Here is a 16,565-nt window from a genome sequence, read left to right as displayed (position 1 = left end):
GTGTTCAACGTAGGGGCCCGGCCCCGGTCACCGCTCCCCCCGGCCGGGGACGGGCTCGGTCCCCGCGGAGGAACCGCCGTCGTCTCCGGCCTCCAGGGGCCGGTGGCGCCCGGTCTCGCGCGGCATCCAGATCAGGATCACGACCAGCCCGACCACCCCGAAGCACAGCGACACCGTCGCCGCCGTGTGCAGCCCCGTCATGAACGCCTCCTTGGCGGGGTCCACCAGGGCCCTCCCCTGCTCCCCCAGGCTCCGGGCCAGCGCCAGGGTGCCCTCGATCGACTCCCCCGCCGACCGCAGCCGCTGGTCCGTCACACCCGACGAGCCCCCGTCGGCGACCTCCTCCAGGGCGGGGGTGATCCCCGCCCGGTACCGGAAGGAGATGACCGCGCCCAGGATCGCGACGCCCATCGCCGTGGCCACCTGCCGGACCGTGTTCTGCACGGCGGAGGCGGCTCCGGCCCTGCCCGGCGGCACCGACGACATGATCGCGTCGGTGGCGGGGGTCAGGACCACGGCCATGGCACCGGCCTGGAGGAAGAAGAAGCCGACGATCAGCGGCAGCGGCGTGTCCGATTCGAGCTGGGTGAAGAAGAGGAAACTGGAGCACACGCCCAGCACACCGACCGCGGCGACCACGCGCGGCCCCGCCCAGCGCACGAGCGTAGGGCTGAGCGGCGCCATGATCATCTGGCCCAGTGCGGCCGGCAGCACCAGCAGGCCCGCGATGAACGGGGAGAACTCGCGGACGCTCTGCCAGTAGAAACTCAGGAAGAAGATGATCCCGGACATGCTGAAGAACAGCACCATGATGGTGGCCACGGAGACGCTGAACCGGGGGTCGCGGAAGAAGCGCACGTCCAAGGAGGGGTTGGGCGCGCGCGACTCGTGCACCAGGAAGAGCACCAGCACCACGACCCCGCCGATGAGCGCGCCGTACACGTCCCAGTCCGCCAGGGAGGCCCGCTCGCCCGCGGTGATGATGCCGTAGATGAGCAGCACCAGGCCGGGGACGGACAGCAGCACCCCGAGCACGTCCAGCCTTCCGGGGTCGGCGTCGCGCGACTCGGGGATCAGGAAGAACACCAGTGCCAGGCCCAGCGCCACGAAGGGCACGTTGACGAGGAAGATCGACCCCCACCAGAAGTTCTCCAGCAGCAGCCCGCCCGCCGAGGGGCCGATGGCCATCGCCAGTCCGACCGCGCCCGCCCAGATCCCGATGGCGCGTGCGCGCTGTTCGGGCGTGAAGACGTTCGCGATGATCGACAGGGTCTGCGGCGTCACCATGGACGCGCCGAACCCCATGACCGCGCGGGCCAGGATGAGCTGTTCGGGGGTCTGGGAGTAGGCCGACAGCGCCGAGGCCGCGCCGAACACCGTCAGCCCCACCACGATCATGCGGCGGCGCCCCCACCGGTCGCCGAGCACGCCGAAGGTGAACAGCAGGCCCGCGAAGACCAGGGTGTAGGAGTTGATCGCCCAGGCCAGCTGCGACTGGCTGGCGCCCAGGCCCCGCTCGGGGTCGGACAGCACACGCAGCGCCACGTTGAGGATCGTGTTGTCGGCCACGATCACCAGCAGGCAGATGATCAGGACCGCCAGCCCGCCCCACCTGCGCCGGTACGCCGTCTGCGCGTCCACCAACCCACCTCCACCGCCGGGTCCCACCGAAACTCACGCCGATCGGACCGTACCCGCGAACCGCGCCGACCACCTGCTTCGGGGAGCCGCGAACGGTGTGTCGGACGTGTTCGAGCCGGTTCCGGTGGGAAGGCGTCGGCCGCGTCCCGGGCGGTTCCGGCGGGGGCGCGGGCCGCTCTCCGGCGGAGGGCACCAGCACTCCCGTCGGGAAACATCCTGCCATCGGACCGGGTTGTATCCGGTGCGGAGAGGCGCGGAGCGGGCATGCGATGATGCTTGCGTGCGGTGGCCGCGCCCGGTCGTCCGCGTACGCCGGTTCCCGCCTCCTCCCGCACCCGCCCGGTCCCCCGCGGACCGCCCGCGGCCCCCTCGGCCGCCCAGCGCACGAGCGCGACAACACCATTCGTCCACATGTCCGGAGACACCCGCGAGGTGCTTCGAGACAACGGAGGGATAGCACATGAGCACCACAGGAAAGCCCCTCGCCCCGACCGGGGCGCCGACAGGAGACACCCTGTACGGCGGGGTCACCAGCCGACGCGTCACCATCCGCGACCTGGCCGCCGCCAAGGGGCGCGGCGAGCGCTGGCCGATGCTGACCGCCTACGACGCGCTCACCGCGCGGGTCTTCGACGAGGCCGGGATCCCGGTCCTGCTGGTCGGCGACTCGGCGGCCAACGTCGTCTACGGCTACGACACCACCGTCCCGGTGACGGTGGACGAGCTCCTCCCGCTGACCGCGGCGGTGTCCCGCTCCACCCGGCGGGCGCTCGTCGTGGCGGACCTGCCGTTCGGCTCCTACCAGGCCTCTCCCCAGCAGGCGCTGGAGGCGGCCTCGCGGTTCATGAAGGAGGGCGGGGCCCAAGCGGTGAAGCTGGAGGGCGGCCACGCGGTGGCGCCCCAGGTGGAGCTGCTGGTCTCGGCGGGTGTGCCGGTGATGGCGCACGTGGGCCTGACCCCCCAGTCGGTGAACACCCTGGGCGGCTACCGGGTTCAGGGTCGCGGGGAGGCCGCGGCCGGACTGCTCAAGGACGCCAAGGAGCTGGAGCGGGCGGGCGCGTTCGCGGTCGTGCTGGAGTGCGTGCCCGCCGAGCTGGCCGCGCAGGTGACCGAGCAGCTGTCCGTCCCGACCGTGGGCATCGGCGCCGGTCCGTCCACGGACGCCCAGGTGCTGGTGTGGCAGGACATGGCCGGGCTGAGCCCAAAGGTGGCCAAGTTCGTCAAGACCTACGCCAACCTGCACGAGACGCTGCGCGAGGCGGCCTCGGCCTACGCCGACGAGGTCGTCAACGGGGCGTTCCCCGAGGAACGCCACTCCTACGCCGGCTGAGGGGCGGGGTGAGCCCTTTCCTCTCCGCGCGCCGGTGAGCACCGCCGGTCGGGTCCGCCCCGGCCGGCGGTGCGGCCCCTCGGTCCGCGAACCGGGCGACAGACCGAACCGGACTCGGGAGTGAACCGTACTCGGGAGTAGAGTCGCACCGTACCCAGCGCCGACGGGCCGGGGGTCCGGCCCTCCCGGGAGGACAGATGCGCGTCTCGATGCCGCTCCAGTACGCGGGCGACCCCAAGGCCTCCGTCGACCAGGTGGTCGAACTGGAGAAGGCCGGTCTGGACACCGTGTGGGTCGCCGAGGCCTACGGGTTCGACAGCCCCACCCTGATGGGCTACATCGCCGCCCGCACCGAGACCGTGGCGATCGGCTCGGCGATCCTGCCGCTGTACACGCGCACCCCCGCGCTCATCGCGATGACCGCCGCCGGGCTGGACGACCTGTCCGGCGGTCGGGCCGTCCTCGGCCTGGGCGCCAGCGGCCCGCAGGTCGTCGAGGGCTTCCACGGCGTCCCCTACGTCAAGCCGCTCGCCCGCACCCGCGAGACCATCGAGATCTGCCGCAAGGTCTGGGCGCGCGAGGACCGCCTCACCCACGACGGCACCGTCTTCCAGCTGCCGCTGCCCCCGGAGAAGGGGACCGGCCTCGGCAGGCCGCTCAAGATCATCAACCACCCCGTGCGCCCCCGGATCCCCGTCTACGTGGCCTCCCTGGGCGTGAAGAACGTGGCGCTGACCGCCGAGATCGCCGACGGCTGGCTCCCGCACCTGTTCATCCCCGAGAAGGCGGACAAGGTGTGGGGCGAGGCGCTGGCCGAGGGGAGGGCCGGGCGCGACCCGTCGCTGGGTGAACTGGAGGTCTCCGCGGGCGGCCTGCTCGCCATCGGCGAGGGCGAGGACACCAAGAGGCTGCTGGACCTCGTGCGGCCGATGATCGCCCTGTACGTCGGCGGCATGGGGGCCAAGGGGAAGAACTTCTACAACACGGTGGCCCGCCGCTACGGCTACGAGGAGGCAGCCGAGAGGATCCAGGACCTGTACCTGGCGGGGAGGAGGGACGAGGCCGCGGCCGCCGTGCCCGAGGAGTTCGTGGAGCTGACCAACATGGTCGGCCCGGAGTCCTACGTGCGCGAGCGCGTGGAGGCCTTCCGCGCCGCAGGGGTGACCCAGCTCAACGTGACCCCCGTGGGCGAGGATCCGGCCGCCCTGGTCGGCAAGGTCAAGGAGTGGGTGTCCTGACCCCGTCCGGGCGCTTGGCGGCGGCCCCGCACTCCCTTGCGGGTGCGGGGCCGCCGCCGTTCGCCCCGAGCGCCCCGGTTCCGGAGCGTCACGGAAAACCACGGGAACACATGCTCCGCCTCGCGTTCCCACATGGCCTCCGGGAGAGCCGGAGACGGGAAGGGCGCACGGGGAGAACGCGGAACCCCGTGTACGCCGTCCGCTGTCACGGGCTCCTCCCCTCCGCGCCGCGTGCGTTTCCCACTCCGCGCCTCCGAGGGCGAACACCCGGAGTGACGTCCCTCGAATCATCGAACGCAAGTCCGTGATTCACGCCACACAGGAAATCCCCGTCCCGGCCCGCACCCCCGCGGGGTTTCGCTCCGCACGCAGGCGCTGCCGCCCCGGAGCCCGGCCTTCACCCCAGGCAGGGCGCACGGTGCCCGCGCAGCCGACACGGGGCGCGGCAAACAACCCACCATCGGAGGAAATCCGATAAGAGTCGGCGGCCGTCCGGTATCCGCCGAAGGAAATTTTCCTCAGCGCCCGAAGAACCACCACACAGCCGCTCACGTACTCCGCGTGACCGGTCCGCCCCGAACGGTTTTGTTAACCTGCGTTAAGCGACACCCCCCGACACGACGGAGAAGGCATGACCTCACCGCACCGGCGGCCACGCACCGCCCCCCTCGTCGCCGCGACCGCAGCCGCAGCCCTGGCCGCGTCGGTCACGGCGTCACCCGCCGCCGCGAGCGGGCGGCACTGCATCAGCGACACCGGCAGCGGCCAGGAGCGCTGCTTCGCCTCCTTCGAGGAGGCGGTCACGGCCGCGGAGGAGGAGACCGGCCGGACCCTGGAGGAACAGGAACGCGCCCTGGAGGGAGGCGGCGCCTCCCTCAGGGCGGCCGGCTCCGGCGTCATCATCGGCACCTACTTCGAGCACGAGAACTTCGGCGGGGCCACGTTCACCCTGTACGGCGACGGCCTGTGCACCGGAGGCGACGACACCGAGTTCTGGTTCACCTTCCCCGCCGAATGGCAGAACCTGGTCTCCTCGGCCCAGCCCTGGGCGAGCTGCGCCCTGTGGCTGCACTCGGGACCGGACGGAACCGGCGACCGCGACGGCCCCTACCGCGAGAACACGAACTACGTGGGCGACCACATGAACGACCGCGCCGTCTCCACCACCCTGGGCTGACCGGCGACCCCACCCCCCTTGCCCCCGCTCGAAGGGAGAACGACATGCGACGCACGTCCACCGTGCTCTGCGCGGCCGCCGTCGCCGTGGCGGGCGCGGTCGCCGCGCCCCCGACCGCCGCCCGCGCCGACCACGAGGGCGCTCCCAGCGTGCGCGAACTGCTGGAGTTGTGCGACGTGCGGACCGACGTCTGCGAGTTCCACCCCAGTGGCGAGCCCGAACTCTTCGCCGCCCCGAGCCGCGTGGTGGGCTCGGAGGTGTTCAACTGCACCTCCGGCCGCCAGGACATGGCGGTGATCTGGTCCGACACCACGTCCCAGAGCAACAGCGTCGGCCTGACCCTGACCACCGAGGCCGGGTTCGGCGAGGTCTTCTCGGTGTCCTACGAGCAGTCGTTCGAGCACACCTGGACCACCTCACACACCGAGACGCAGACCACCTACGTCAACACCGCCCCCGGTGAGGTGGGCTGGGTCGAGCGGCAGCCGAGGATGCAGCGCGTGCACGGCACCTACGAACTGCACTTCCCCGACCGCGAGTGGGGCCACTACGTCTGGTACGCCCCCTTCACGGCGGAGGGGCCCGTCCCCGGCTCCCCCGACGACGTCGTCACGCAGAACGTGCGTCCGATGACCGACGCCGAGCGGGCCGCGTGCCCGTGACCCCGGCCCCCACGAAAGCCCACCCCCACGAGAGGCGGAAGCGATGAGAACCCTCGCAGCGGGCGCCGCGGCGGGCCTGGCGGCCGTGCTGGCGCTCACCCCCGCACCTGCCGCGGCCGACCACGAGCAGAACCCGACGGTCCGCGAGCTGCTGGAGCGGTGCGGTGAGGGCACCGACGTGTGCGAGTTCCACCCGTCCGGCCAGCCGGAGTACTACCAGAACACCTCCGAGCCGGTCGGCTCACCGGTCTACAACTGCACCGACCACGAGCAGACGTCCATGGTGGAGTGGTCCAAGACCACGGGCGAGACCAACAGCGTGAACCTGTCCATGACGGCGACGTTCGGGGCGGTCTTCAAGCAGAGCTTCAGCGTCTCCTACGGCCACGAGTGGAGCTCGTCGCACACCCAGAGCCAGCGCACACAGGTCGTCGCCCAGCCGGGCGAGGTGGCCCGCGTGTACTACGGGCCGCGGATGCAGCGCGTCCACGGCACCTACGAACTGCACTTCCCCGACCGCGAGTGGGGCCACTACGTCTGGTACGCCCCCTTCACCGCCGAAGGACCGGCCGAGGACCAGGGAAGCACGGTCACCCAGTCCACGCGGTCCATGACGGACGAGGAGCGCGCGGCCTACTGCGGCTGAGCGCGTCCGGCGCAGCGGCGCCGGTCCCCGAGGCGGGGACCGGCGCCGTACGCGTGCGCGGGCGGGGGGCTCCGGGCTACAGCCCGGTGATCCGGATGCCCGCGTGGGTCTTGTAGCGGCGGTTCACCGCGATGAGGTTGGCGGTCAGGGCCTCGACCTGGTGGGCGTTGCGCAGGCGGCCGCCGAAGACGCCGCGCACCCCCGGGATCCGCTCGGCCAGGGCGCGCACCACGTCGGTGGCCTCGCGGTCCTCGCCCAGCACCAGCACGTCGAGGTCCACCTCCTCGACCTCGGGGTCCAGCAGCACCACGGCGGACACGTGGTGGAAGGCGGCCGTGACACGGCTGTCGGGAAGTACCTCGGCGGCCTGCTGGGCGGCGCTGCCCTCCGCGACGTCGAGGGCGAAGGGGCCCTTCTTGTCGAAGCCGAGGGGGTTGACGCAGTCCACGACGATCTTGCCCGCCAGCGGAGCGGCCAGCCGCTCCAGCAGCTCGCGGTGGCCGTCCCAGGGCACCGCGACGATGACGACGTCGCCCGCGGCGGCGGCCGCGGCGTTGTCCAGGCCGCGCACGTCGATCGGGGCGGCCTCGGCCTCCACCAGTTCCCGGGCGGCCTTCTCGGCGCGCTCGGCGCTGCGCGAGCCGAGGTGGACGGTGTGCCCGGCCAGGGCGAGGCGGCGGGCGAGGCCCCGGCCCTGGTCCCCGGTCCCGCCCAGGACGGCGACGGACAGCCCGGAGATGTCCGCGCCCGCGGGTGTGCTCTGTTCAGTCATGCGCCGATCCTGTCAGAGGCGTCGCCCGGGGGCGTCCCCGGCACGGCGCGGCGCGGTGGTCCGGAGCGCGTGCGGGCGCGGATCACCGGTCCTCCTCGTCGGCCTCGTCCCAGGCCTCGTTGCGCCGGGCGGCGATGGCCAGCGCGCTGGCGGCGGTGGCCTCGTCCGGGTAGGGGCCCAGGCGCTCCTTGTTGGGGCATCCGGGGCCGTGCTCCACCCGGTTGTGCCTGAGGCAGTACCACCACTTGTCGTCCAGCTGAGTGTCCTCGCTCACCGTGACTCGCTTTCTACGGGACGCCGCCCCGACGGGAACGTGCTTCTGTGGGCACCTACCCAGGCCCGGGCTTCCCCTACACCCGCGGGTGGAGGGACCTCTTCCAGGACCGCGTGGCCGACCCACGAACTACAATCAGTGTCCATGACTACTCCGCTGGTTCCTGGGCGAATCTCGCCACAACGTTCGGTTCCCTCCCACATCGTCCGCCCGGAGTACGTCGGACGGAAGCATCCCGTGGAGGGGGTCCTGGGCGACGTGCAGACCCCCGAGACCATCGAGCGGATGCGCGTGGTGGGACGGCTGGCGGCCCAGGCCCTGGAGGAGGTCGGCCGCAACGTCCGGCCCGGGGTGACCACCGACGAGCTGGACCGGATCGGCCACGAGTTCCTGATGGACCACGGGGCCTACCCCAGTCCGCTGGGCTACAAGGGTTACCCCAAGTCGCTGTGCTCCTCGCTCAACGAGGTGATCTGCCACGGCATCCCCGACGACACCGTGGTCTCCGACGGCGACATCGTCAACATCGACATCACCGCCTACCGGGACGGCGTGCACGGCGACACCAACGCCACCTTCCTGGCCGGGAACGTCTCGGAGGAGCACCGGCTGCTGGTCGAGCGCACCCGCGAGGCCATGATGCGCGGGATCAAGGCGTGTCGGCCGGGCCGCCAGATCAACGTGATCGGGCGGGTCATCGAGTCCTACGCCAAGCGCTTCGGCTACGGCGTGGTCCGCGACTTCACCGGGCACGGCGTGGGGCCGGAGTTCCACTCGGGCCTGGTGGTGCCGCACTACGACGACCCGCGCGCGGACACCGTCATGGAGCCGGGGATGACCTTCACGATCGAGCCGATGATCACGCTCGGCGGCGTGGAGTACGACATGTGGGACGACGGCTGGACCGCCGTGACGGCCGACCGCAGGTGGACCGCCCAGTTCGAGCACACCCTGGTCATCACCGAGTCGGGGGCGGAGATCCTCACCCTGCCGTGACCGCCGCCGCGGTCCCCGCCCGTGCGCTCCGGGCGGGGCGCGGCGTCCGAACGTGGCCACGGGAGGGGGCCGGGGCGTAGGGTCGTGCGGGTGAAGATCCTCATCTCCGCCGACATGGAGGGCGCCACGGGCGTCACCTGGCCCGCCGACGTCGAGCCCGGCACCGAGCAGTGGCAGCGCTGCCGCGCCATGTTCACCAGCGACGTCAACGCCGCCGTCGAGGGCCTGCTGGAGGGCGGCGCCACCGAGGTGCTGGTCAACGAGGCGCACGCGACCATGCGCAACCTCCTGCTGGAGGAGCTCAACACCGACGCCACGATGATCACCGGACGGCACAAGGAGCTGTCCATGGTGGAGGGCGTGCAGTCCGGCGACTGCGACGGCGTGGTTTTCCTCGGCTACCACTGCGGCGCCGGTGACGAGGGCGTGCTCGCGCACACCTATCTGCCCAACGCGGTGACCGGCGTGTGGCTGGACGGCGAACCGGCCAGCGAGGGCCGTCTCAACGCCGCCGTGGTCGCCGAGTACGGCACCCCGGTCATCCTGGTCACGGGGGACGACCGCGCCTGCGAGGACGCCGCGACCTACGCCCCGTTCGCGCGGACGGTCGCGGTCAAGGAGCACGTCAGCCGGTACGCCGCCCGCTGCCGTCCCCCGGCCGCGACCGCGCGGGACATCCGGGCCGGAGCGCGCGCCGCCATGACGCTGGCCGGGCGCCTGGACCCGGTCGCGCCCGGGCCCCGGGCCGTGGAGGTGGAGGTGGACTCCGCGCAGCTGGCCCAGGCCGCCGCCGTCGTCCCCGGCGTCACGCGCACGGGGGTCCGGCGCGTCCGGTACGTCTCCCCGGACGCCTACGAGATGATCCGCTGCTTCAAGGCGGTCACCACGCTGATCTCCAACGCCATGGAGGAGCGCTACGGCTGAGGTCGGGGCGGGGGCCGCGGGGACCGCCGTCCGCGAATGCCGGAGCGGGGCGGACGGGGCTGGTAGAACTGTGCCGGGGAGCACCACTTCGTCACCACTGGTCACTAAGGTCCTCCCCCGTTACTGACACCTCAGCGAGAGCGAGGCGCGCTCGTGGGCCACATCGCCACTTCCTTCCCAGAGAGAACCGAAGGCTTCCCGGAAGGGGCCGACGGCCTCGCGGCGGCCGGGGATGACGCCGTCCACCTGGCCAGGGGACTCGTCCGCCGCGACTCCACCAACCACGGGGGCGGTCAGGGCGACGAGCGCGAGGCCGCCGAGTACGTCGCCGAGGCCCTGGGCGACGCCGGACTGGACCCGCTGCTGCTGGAGTCGGCGCCCCGGCGGGCGAACGTGGTCGTGCGCGTTCCCGGCACCGACCCCTCGGCCCCGGCACTGCTGGTGCACGGCCACCTGGACGTGGTGCCCGCCGACGCGGCCGACTGGACGCTGCCCCCCTTCGCCGGTGAGGTGGCCGACTGCCCCGTCACCGGCGTGTCCGCGTTGTGGGGGCGCGGCGCGGTGGACATGAAGAACACCATCGCCACGGTCACCGCCGTGGTGCGCCACTGGGCTCGCCACGGGCTGCGGCCCCGGCGCGACGTCGTGCTGGCCTTCGTCGCCGACGAGGAGGACAGCGCCGCCTACGGCGCCGACTACCTGGTCCGCGAGCACGCCGAGCTGTTCGAGGGCTGCACCACCGCGATCGGTGAGGGCGGCGGGGAGACCATCCACGCCCGCACCGCCTCCGGGGAGCCGGTGCGCCTGTATCCGGTGGGCGCGGCCGAGCGCGGCAGCGCCTGGCTGAGCCTGCGCGCCCAGGGCACGGCCGGGCACGGTTCCCGGCCGCCGCGCGACAACGCGATCGGCGCCCTGGCCGCGGCCCTGGCCCGGATCGACGGCTACGAGTGGCCGCTGCACCTGACCCCCGTCACACGGGCGGCGATCGACGCGATCGCCGCCGCCCTGGAGGTGGAGCGCTCCCCCGGTGACACGGCGACCGCGGAGGCGGTGGACGCCCTGGTCGCCAGTCTGGGGACGGCCGCGCCGCTGATCGGCCCGACCACGCGCAACAGCGCGACGCCCACGATGTTCTCGGCCGGGTACAAGGTGAACGTGGTGCCCGGGGAGGCCACGGCGGGTGTGGACGGCCGGGTGCTGCCCGGCGCGGAGGAGCAGTTCGCCGCGGTCATGGAGGAGCTCACCGGCGACCGCGTGGCCTGGGAGTACGCGCACGGTTCGCCGCCGGTGTCCGCGCCCGTGGACTCCCCCGCGTTCGCGGAGCTGCGCGAGGCCCTGCTGATGCACGATCCCGGGGCCCACGTGGTGCCGGTGTGCCTGTCGGGGGGCACCGACGCCAAGGTGTTCTCCCGGCTGGGCATCGACTGCTACGGCTTCTCGCCCCTGGCCCAGCCCGAGGGCCTGGACTACTCGGGTCTGCTGCACGGCGTGGACGAGCGGGTGCCGCTGGAGGGGCTGCGCTTCGGGGTGCGCGCGCTGGACACGTTCCTGCGCGCCTGAACGGCGAAACCCCTGGTCGGCTGGGAGGCTGGGACCGGGGAGGGCGGGACTCCGCAAGCCGCGGCCTCGAAGGGTCCGGTCGCGGAGTGTCCGAGCAGCAGTGGTGGGGAGAGGCGTCGCGTCCGGTGGCGCGCGAACGAGGGAGAGGGCCCGAGGTGGGAGAGGCGATGACCGAGGTGGCGGACGCGGCGGTGCGGGTCGCGGACGCGCGGGGTGTGCGCGCGCTGGTCCGTCCGCCGCGCCTGCGGGAGGGCGACCGGGTGCGCCTGGTCGCCCCGTGCAGCCCGGTTCCCGCGGAGCGGCTGGAGGCCGCGGTGGGGACGCTGCGCGGCTGGGGGCTGGAGGTGGGGCTGGCCCCGCACGTGCGCGAACGCCATCCGCGGCTGCCCTACCTGGCCGGGGCGGACGCCACGCGGGCCGCCGACCTCCAGGAGGCCTGGTGCGACCCGGACGTGGACGCGGTGCTGTGCGTGCGCGGCGGCGACGGGGCGCACCGGACGGTGGACCTGCTGGACTTCGACGCGATGCGCCGGGCCGAGCCCAAGGCGCTGGTCGGGTTCAGCGACGTCACCGCGCTGCACGAGGCGTTCGCGGTGGAGCTGGGCGTGGCCACGGTGCACGGGCCCGTGGTCGGCACGGGGTACTTCGTGGGTGATCCGGTGGCCCAGGAGGAGCTGCGCGCCACCCTGTTCGAGCCCGAGCGGCGGACCGTGCTGACCTCGCCGGGCGCGCACGCGCTGGTGCCGGGGCGGGCCGAGGGGGTGACGTTCGGCGGGAACCTGAGCCTGCTCAACGACGGTCTGGCCACGCCGCACAGCCGTCTGTCGGCCTCCGGCGGCATCCTGCTGCTGGAGGACGTCGGCGAGGACGTGGCCCGGCTCGACCGGATGCTCACGCACCTGCTGCGCACGGGGTGGGCGGACGGGCTGGCCGGGGTGGCCCTGGGCTCGTGGACGGACTGCCCGCCGGGGCCGGAGGTGGTCGCCGAGCTGATGCGCGACCGGTTGGAGCCGCTGGGGGTGCCTGTGCTGTGGGGGCTGGGATTCGGGCACTGCGCGGCCCAGCTGACGGTCCCGCTGGGGGTGCCCGCCCTGCTCGACGCGGACGGGGGCCGTCTGGAGCTGGCCGTCCCGGGGCTGGCCTGAGCCGTGTTCCTCGGATCATTCCGGTCCCGCCCCGGCGGCCTCCGACCCGTCCGTCCGGCGGGCCCGGCCGGTGGTGGGCGAGGGGACGCCTCGGCGTCGGGCCCCGGGCCGTCCGCGGCCGTTCGCGCACGGGACGGCATCACCGGTATTGATATACCGATCCGGCGCCGTGGCGTTAGACTCGTCGTATGGTGCGTGAACCGCTGACCGCAGACCAGATCGAGCGCGGGCGCCTCCTGGGCGCCCTGCTCCGCCGGGCCCGCGCGGAGCGCACGATGGTCGACGTCGCGCGCGAGGCCCAGATCTCGGTCGAGACCCTGCGCAAGATCGAGGGCGGGCGCATCCCCACCCCCACGTTCTTCACGGTCGCGGCGATCGCCGCCGCGCTCGGTCTGTCCCTGGACGAACTCCTGCGCCGGGTGGACGCCGACGCGACCGCCGCCCGGGACCCCGCGACCGCCTCCCTGGCCGTCTGACTTCCCACCGGCCCCTAACGTTGGTCGTGTACCCGCGGGTACGGTTCCGTGCTCGGCCGGTGGCGGGCACGGACCGGGCCGCGTCAGCCAGGACCACAGGGGGAGCACATGAACGAACAGGCGCTGAGGGTGGACGAGGCCGAGCTGCGCGGCCTCCTCGACGGCCGCTGGGCCCACGTGCGCGAACACATGCGCGACGCCCTGCGGGGAGACCTGTACGCCCCCGTGTACGGGCTGTCGATGGAGGAGCACCGCGCCCGCACGCTCACCCAGATCAGGGGCCTGGCCAAGACCGACCTGCCCGCGTACGGCTTCCCCGCCTCGGTGGGCGGCCGCGACGACGTCGGCGCGTCCGTGGTCGGCTTCGAGATGCTGGTCAACGACCTGTCGCTCATGGTGAAGATGGGCGTGCAGTGGGGGCTGTTCGGCGGGGCGATCAGCGCCCTGGGCACCGAGGCCCACCACGCCGAGTACCTGCCCGGCGCGATGTCGATGGAGCTGCCCGGCTGCTTCGCGATGACCGAGACCGGCCACGGCTCGGACGTGCAGGGCCTGCGCACCACGGCCGTCTACGACCCCGGCACCGAGGAGTTCGTGGTCCACACCCCCGACGAGGCGGCGCGCAAGGACTACATCGGCAACGCCGCCCGCGACGGCCGCCTGGCGGTGGTGTTCGCCCAGCTGAGCACCGGCGGCGAGGAGCACGGCGTGCACGCCCTGGTGGTCCCGATCCGGGACGGGCGGGGCAGGCCGATGCCGGGCGTGCGCATCGGCGACTGCGGGCCCAAGGCCGGGCTCAACGGCGTGGACAACGGGCGGCTGGAGTTCGACCACGTCCGGGTGCCGCGCACCAACCTGCTCAACCGGTACGGGGACGTGGCCGCCGACGGCACCTACTCCAGCCCCATCGAGAGCAAGGGCCGGCGCTTCTTCACCATGCTCGGAACGCTGGTCCGGGGCCGGATCAGCGTGGCGGGCGGCGCGGGGAGCGCGGCCAAGGCCGCGCTGACCATCGCGGTGCGCTACGGCGACACCCGCCGCCAGTTCACCCGGCCCGACGGCGAGGGGCGGCCCGAGCGGGAGGTGCGCCTCCTGGACTACCTGGCGCACCAGCGCAAGCTGCTGCCCGCCCTGGCCCGCACCTACGCGCTGCACTTCGCGCAGGAGGAGCTGGTCACCCGGCTGCACGAGCTGTCCCGCTCCCCCGAGCGCGACGAGTACGCCCAGCGCGAGCTGGAGTCGCGGGCGGCCGGGCTCAAGGCGGTGGCCACCTGGCACGCCAGCCAGACCATCCAGACCTGCCGCGAGGCGTGCGGCGGTGCCGGGTACCTGTCCGAGAACCGGATTCCGCAGCTCAAGGCCGACTCCGACATCTTCACCACGTTCGAGGGCGACAACACGGTCCTGCTCCAGCAGCTCACCAAGGGCCTGCTGACCAACTTCAAGGACTCCTTCGGGGACCTGGACCAGCTGGGGCTGGCCCGGTTCATGGCGGGCAAGGTCTTCGAGACGGTCATCGAGCGCACCGCCGCGATCCCGCTGATCGAGCGGCTCGTCGCGGCCGCCCCGGGACGCGGCGAGGAGGCCAGCCTGTACAACCGGGGTTGGCAGCTGGAGCTGCTGGAGGACCGCGAGAAGCACGTCGTCGAGGGCCTGGCCGCGCGGCTGCGCAGGTCCGGCAGGAACGGCGAGGACGCCTTCGACGTGTTCAACCGCGCCCAGGACCACGTGCTCGCCGCGGGCCGCGCGCACATGGACCGGGTGGTGCTGGAGGCGTTCGTGGCGGGGATCGACCGCTGCGGGGACACCGCGACCGCCAAGCTGCTCAACCGGCTGTGCGACCTGTACGTGATGTCGGTGGTCGAGGAGGACCGCGCCTGGTTCCTGGAGCACGAGCGGCTCTCCACCTCTCGGGCCAAGGCGGTCACCCAGGCGGTCAACGACCTGTGCCGGGGCCTGCGCCCCTACGCCGTGCAGCTGGTGAACGCGTTCGGCCTGCGCGACGAGTGGCTGGCCGCGCCGATCGCGCTGGGCGGCGAGCACGCCCGCCAGGGCGACCCGGTCCCCGGGCGCGGCTGAGCCCCCGACCCTCCCCCTGCCGAGGCCCGTCGGGGCACGGGGAGGGGGCAGCGCAGGGCACGGGGATAGGCTGGTCGGATTCGAAGGGCGCGGGCCGCCGAAGGGTGCGGACGGGCTGGTGGGATGAGGGGTGTGGATGTCGGCCATCCGGCTGCTGGTCCTGGGGGCGGTCCGCCTGCGCGGGCGGGCGCACGGCTACCAGGTGCGGGCCGACCTGGAGTCCTGGGGCGCGCACGAGTGGTCCAACGCCAAGCCGGGGTCGATCTACCACGCGCTCAAGCAGATGGCCCGGCAGGGCCTGCTGCACGCCCACGAGACCGCGCCCTCCACCGCCGGAGGGCCGCCCCGGACCGAGTACGAGGTCACCGGTGAGGGCACCCGGGAGTACTTCGCCCTGCTGCGCCGGGCCGTGTCCTCGCACGACGCGCACACGGACGTGCTCTCGGCCGGTCTGGGCTTCATCGTGGACCTGCCCCGGCGGGAGGCACTTGATCTGCTCAGGCGGCGGGTCGCGGGCCTGGTGGAGTGGCGCGGGGGCGTGGTCGCCCACTACGCCCCGGAGGAGGGCCCCGGGCAGACGGGCCACATCGGCGAGATCATGGACATGTGGGTGCACGCCGCGGAGTCGGACGCGGCGTGGACGCGCTCGCTGATCCGGCGCATCGAGGGCGGCGCCTACTCCTTCGCCGGTGAGGGGGGCGATCCCTACGAGGGCGTCCTCACCGGCGGGGAGCCGGAGGCGTCCCCCTCCGGCTGAGGGGCCCCCGGCCCCCGTCCGCCTCCGGGGTTCGCGCGCCGAGCCAGCGCCGCAGCGCGGAGGCGCTGCGCAGCTCCCCCTCGACCCTGCTCAGCTCATCGCCGGTGAGGGGGATCGCGCCCAGCCGCTCCCGCCACTCCTGGACGCCCTCCTCCTCGCCGAGGGCGACCGCGAGTTCGACGAGCATGGCCAGTGCCAGCGCCCGCTCCACCGGAGGCGCCTGGTCCCCGTGCCGTTTCAGCCCCGAGCGGATCCGCCGGAAGGCGGCGAGGTCGTCGGTCTTGAGGTCGCGCAGGATCCGGGCGCCGTCCAGGACGCGGGCGAGCCCGTCGAGGTCCTTGGAGCCGCCGTACTCCAGCCTCTCGGGCTCGCCGCGCTGGATGAAGATGAGCGAGTTGCCCGAGGGGTCCACGAGGGTGAAGCGGCTGGCGCCCGGCCGGTGGCGCGTGATGCGGGGCAGCCCCTTGGCCGGGACCCTGCCGTAGGAACGGCGCATGGCCCGGGTGAGGGCGGCGTGGTAGGGCGCGACGGCGTCGACCATGACCATGCAGCCGCCGCTGTTCTCCAGTGCGGGGTCCAGGCCCTGCGAGGCGCGGCCGTAGTGCAGTTCGAACCCGCTCCAGCGGAAGGCCAGGTAGAGGTAGGGCCTGGTCTGCTCGTAGGTGACCTCGAAGCCGAGCGCCCGGTAGAACTCCAGGGTCTCCTCGGCGGAGGCGCACGGCAGCAGCGGAACGGTCGTCTCGTTGGCCCGTACGGCGGCCGCCTCCGACCGGCCCCGCCACGCGCCGCCTTCCGTGCCGCCGTCCCCCCGCGCGGTGTCCGTTCCGGCCACGCGCACCTCCTATTAGTCAAGTTTGATTACTTTGCGAGGGTAGTCCTGCCGAAGTC

General features: G+C 73.1%; 16 protein-coding genes. 12 read left to right on the top strand and 4 right to left on the bottom strand.

The window, feature by feature from the left end; translation table 11 throughout:
* Positions 1–27 precede the first annotated feature (27 nt).
* Entirely contained in the window at positions 28–1,644 is a 1,617-nt protein-coding gene (locus KGD83_RS09575; protein WP_212643459.1) for an MFS transporter, read from the bottom strand.
* A 457-nt stretch (positions 1,645–2,101) separates the two neighbouring features.
* Between KGD83_RS09575 and panB the strand changes: the two genes are divergently transcribed.
* The 5 genes from panB to KGD83_RS09550 all read left to right on the top strand — a co-directional run bounded on the left by panB (position 2,102) and on the right by KGD83_RS09550 (position 6,694).
* Positions 2,102–2,971: a 3-methyl-2-oxobutanoate hydroxymethyltransferase gene (panB, locus tag KGD83_RS09570; RefSeq protein WP_212643458.1), complete on the top strand. Its 870-nt coding sequence runs from the start codon at positions 2,102–2,104 to the stop codon at positions 2,969–2,971.
* 197 nt (positions 2,972–3,168) lie between these two features.
* Positions 3,169–4,209: an LLM class F420-dependent oxidoreductase gene (locus KGD83_RS09565; protein ID WP_212643457.1), complete on the top strand. Its 1,041-nt coding sequence runs from the start codon at positions 3,169–3,171 to the stop codon at positions 4,207–4,209.
* Between the two features lie 631 nt (positions 4,210–4,840).
* Complete coding sequence (locus tag KGD83_RS09560; RefSeq protein ID WP_212643456.1) at positions 4,841–5,386, top strand: hypothetical protein; 546 nt, start codon at positions 4,841–4,843, stop codon at positions 5,384–5,386.
* Positions 5,387–5,430: 44 nt separating this feature from the next.
* Positions 5,431–6,048, top strand: coding sequence for a hypothetical protein (locus KGD83_RS09555; RefSeq protein ID WP_212643455.1), 618 nt, complete (start codon positions 5,431–5,433; stop codon positions 6,046–6,048).
* 43 nt (positions 6,049–6,091) lie between these two features.
* Positions 6,092–6,694 (top strand): hypothetical protein, encoded by a 603-nt coding sequence (locus KGD83_RS09550; RefSeq protein WP_212643454.1) that lies wholly within the window; start codon positions 6,092–6,094, stop codon positions 6,692–6,694.
* 76 nt (positions 6,695–6,770) lie between these two features.
* Here KGD83_RS09550 and npdG read toward each other — a convergent pair whose 3' ends face one another.
* Both npdG and KGD83_RS09540 read right to left on the bottom strand, forming a co-directional pair.
* Positions 6,771–7,466: an NADPH-dependent F420 reductase gene (gene npdG, locus KGD83_RS09545; protein ID WP_212643453.1), complete on the bottom strand. Its 696-nt coding sequence runs from the start codon at positions 7,464–7,466 to the stop codon at positions 6,771–6,773.
* Between the two features lie 82 nt (positions 7,467–7,548).
* Positions 7,549–7,740, bottom strand: a complete 192-nt coding sequence (locus KGD83_RS09540) for a hypothetical protein (protein ID WP_212643452.1) — start codon at positions 7,738–7,740, stop codon at positions 7,549–7,551.
* Positions 7,741–7,884: 144 nt separating this feature from the next.
* On the opposite strand from KGD83_RS09540, the gene map reads away from it, so the two are divergent.
* The 7 genes from map (at position 7,885) to KGD83_RS09505 (ending at position 15,677) form a co-directional block, all read left to right on the top strand.
* Positions 7,885–8,736, top strand: a complete 852-nt coding sequence (gene map / locus KGD83_RS09535) for a type I methionyl aminopeptidase (RefSeq protein ID WP_212643451.1) — start codon at positions 7,885–7,887, stop codon at positions 8,734–8,736.
* Positions 8,737–8,826: 90 nt separating this feature from the next.
* Positions 8,827–9,660, top strand: coding sequence for a M55 family metallopeptidase (locus KGD83_RS09530; protein WP_212643450.1), 834 nt, complete (start codon positions 8,827–8,829; stop codon positions 9,658–9,660).
* A gap of 153 nt (positions 9,661–9,813) precedes the next feature.
* On the top strand, positions 9,814–11,220 hold the full coding sequence (locus KGD83_RS09525; protein WP_212643449.1) for a M20/M25/M40 family metallo-hydrolase: 1,407 nt from the start codon (positions 9,814–9,816) through the stop codon (positions 11,218–11,220).
* Positions 11,221–11,387: 167 nt separating this feature from the next.
* Positions 11,388–12,365: a S66 peptidase family protein gene (locus KGD83_RS09520; RefSeq protein ID WP_212643448.1), complete on the top strand. Its 978-nt coding sequence runs from the start codon at positions 11,388–11,390 to the stop codon at positions 12,363–12,365.
* Positions 12,366–12,553: 188 nt separating this feature from the next.
* Positions 12,554–12,841, top strand: coding sequence for a helix-turn-helix domain-containing protein (locus KGD83_RS09515; protein WP_019609735.1), 288 nt, complete (start codon positions 12,554–12,556; stop codon positions 12,839–12,841).
* 108 nt (positions 12,842–12,949) lie between these two features.
* Complete coding sequence (locus KGD83_RS09510; RefSeq protein WP_212643447.1) at positions 12,950–14,920, top strand: acyl-CoA dehydrogenase family protein; 1,971 nt, start codon at positions 12,950–12,952, stop codon at positions 14,918–14,920.
* Positions 14,921–15,056: 136 nt separating this feature from the next.
* Entirely contained in the window at positions 15,057–15,677 is a 621-nt protein-coding gene (locus KGD83_RS09505; RefSeq protein ID WP_212643446.1) for a PadR family transcriptional regulator, read from the top strand.
* Here KGD83_RS09505 and KGD83_RS09500 read toward each other — a convergent pair.
* Entirely contained in the window at positions 15,640–16,509 is an 870-nt protein-coding gene (locus KGD83_RS09500) for a VOC family protein (RefSeq protein WP_212643445.1), read from the bottom strand. The genes KGD83_RS09505 and KGD83_RS09500 overlap by 38 nt on opposite strands.
* Between the last annotated feature and the right edge of the window lie 56 nt (positions 16,510–16,565).

The sequence above is a fragment of the Nocardiopsis akebiae genome (genome assembly GCF_018316795.1).
Classification (GTDB): Bacteria; Actinomycetota; Actinomycetes; order Streptosporangiales; family Streptosporangiaceae; genus Nocardiopsis; species Nocardiopsis dassonvillei.
Note: the sequence above shows the minus strand (reverse complement) of the source record. Positions and strands in the feature narration are given on the sequence as shown.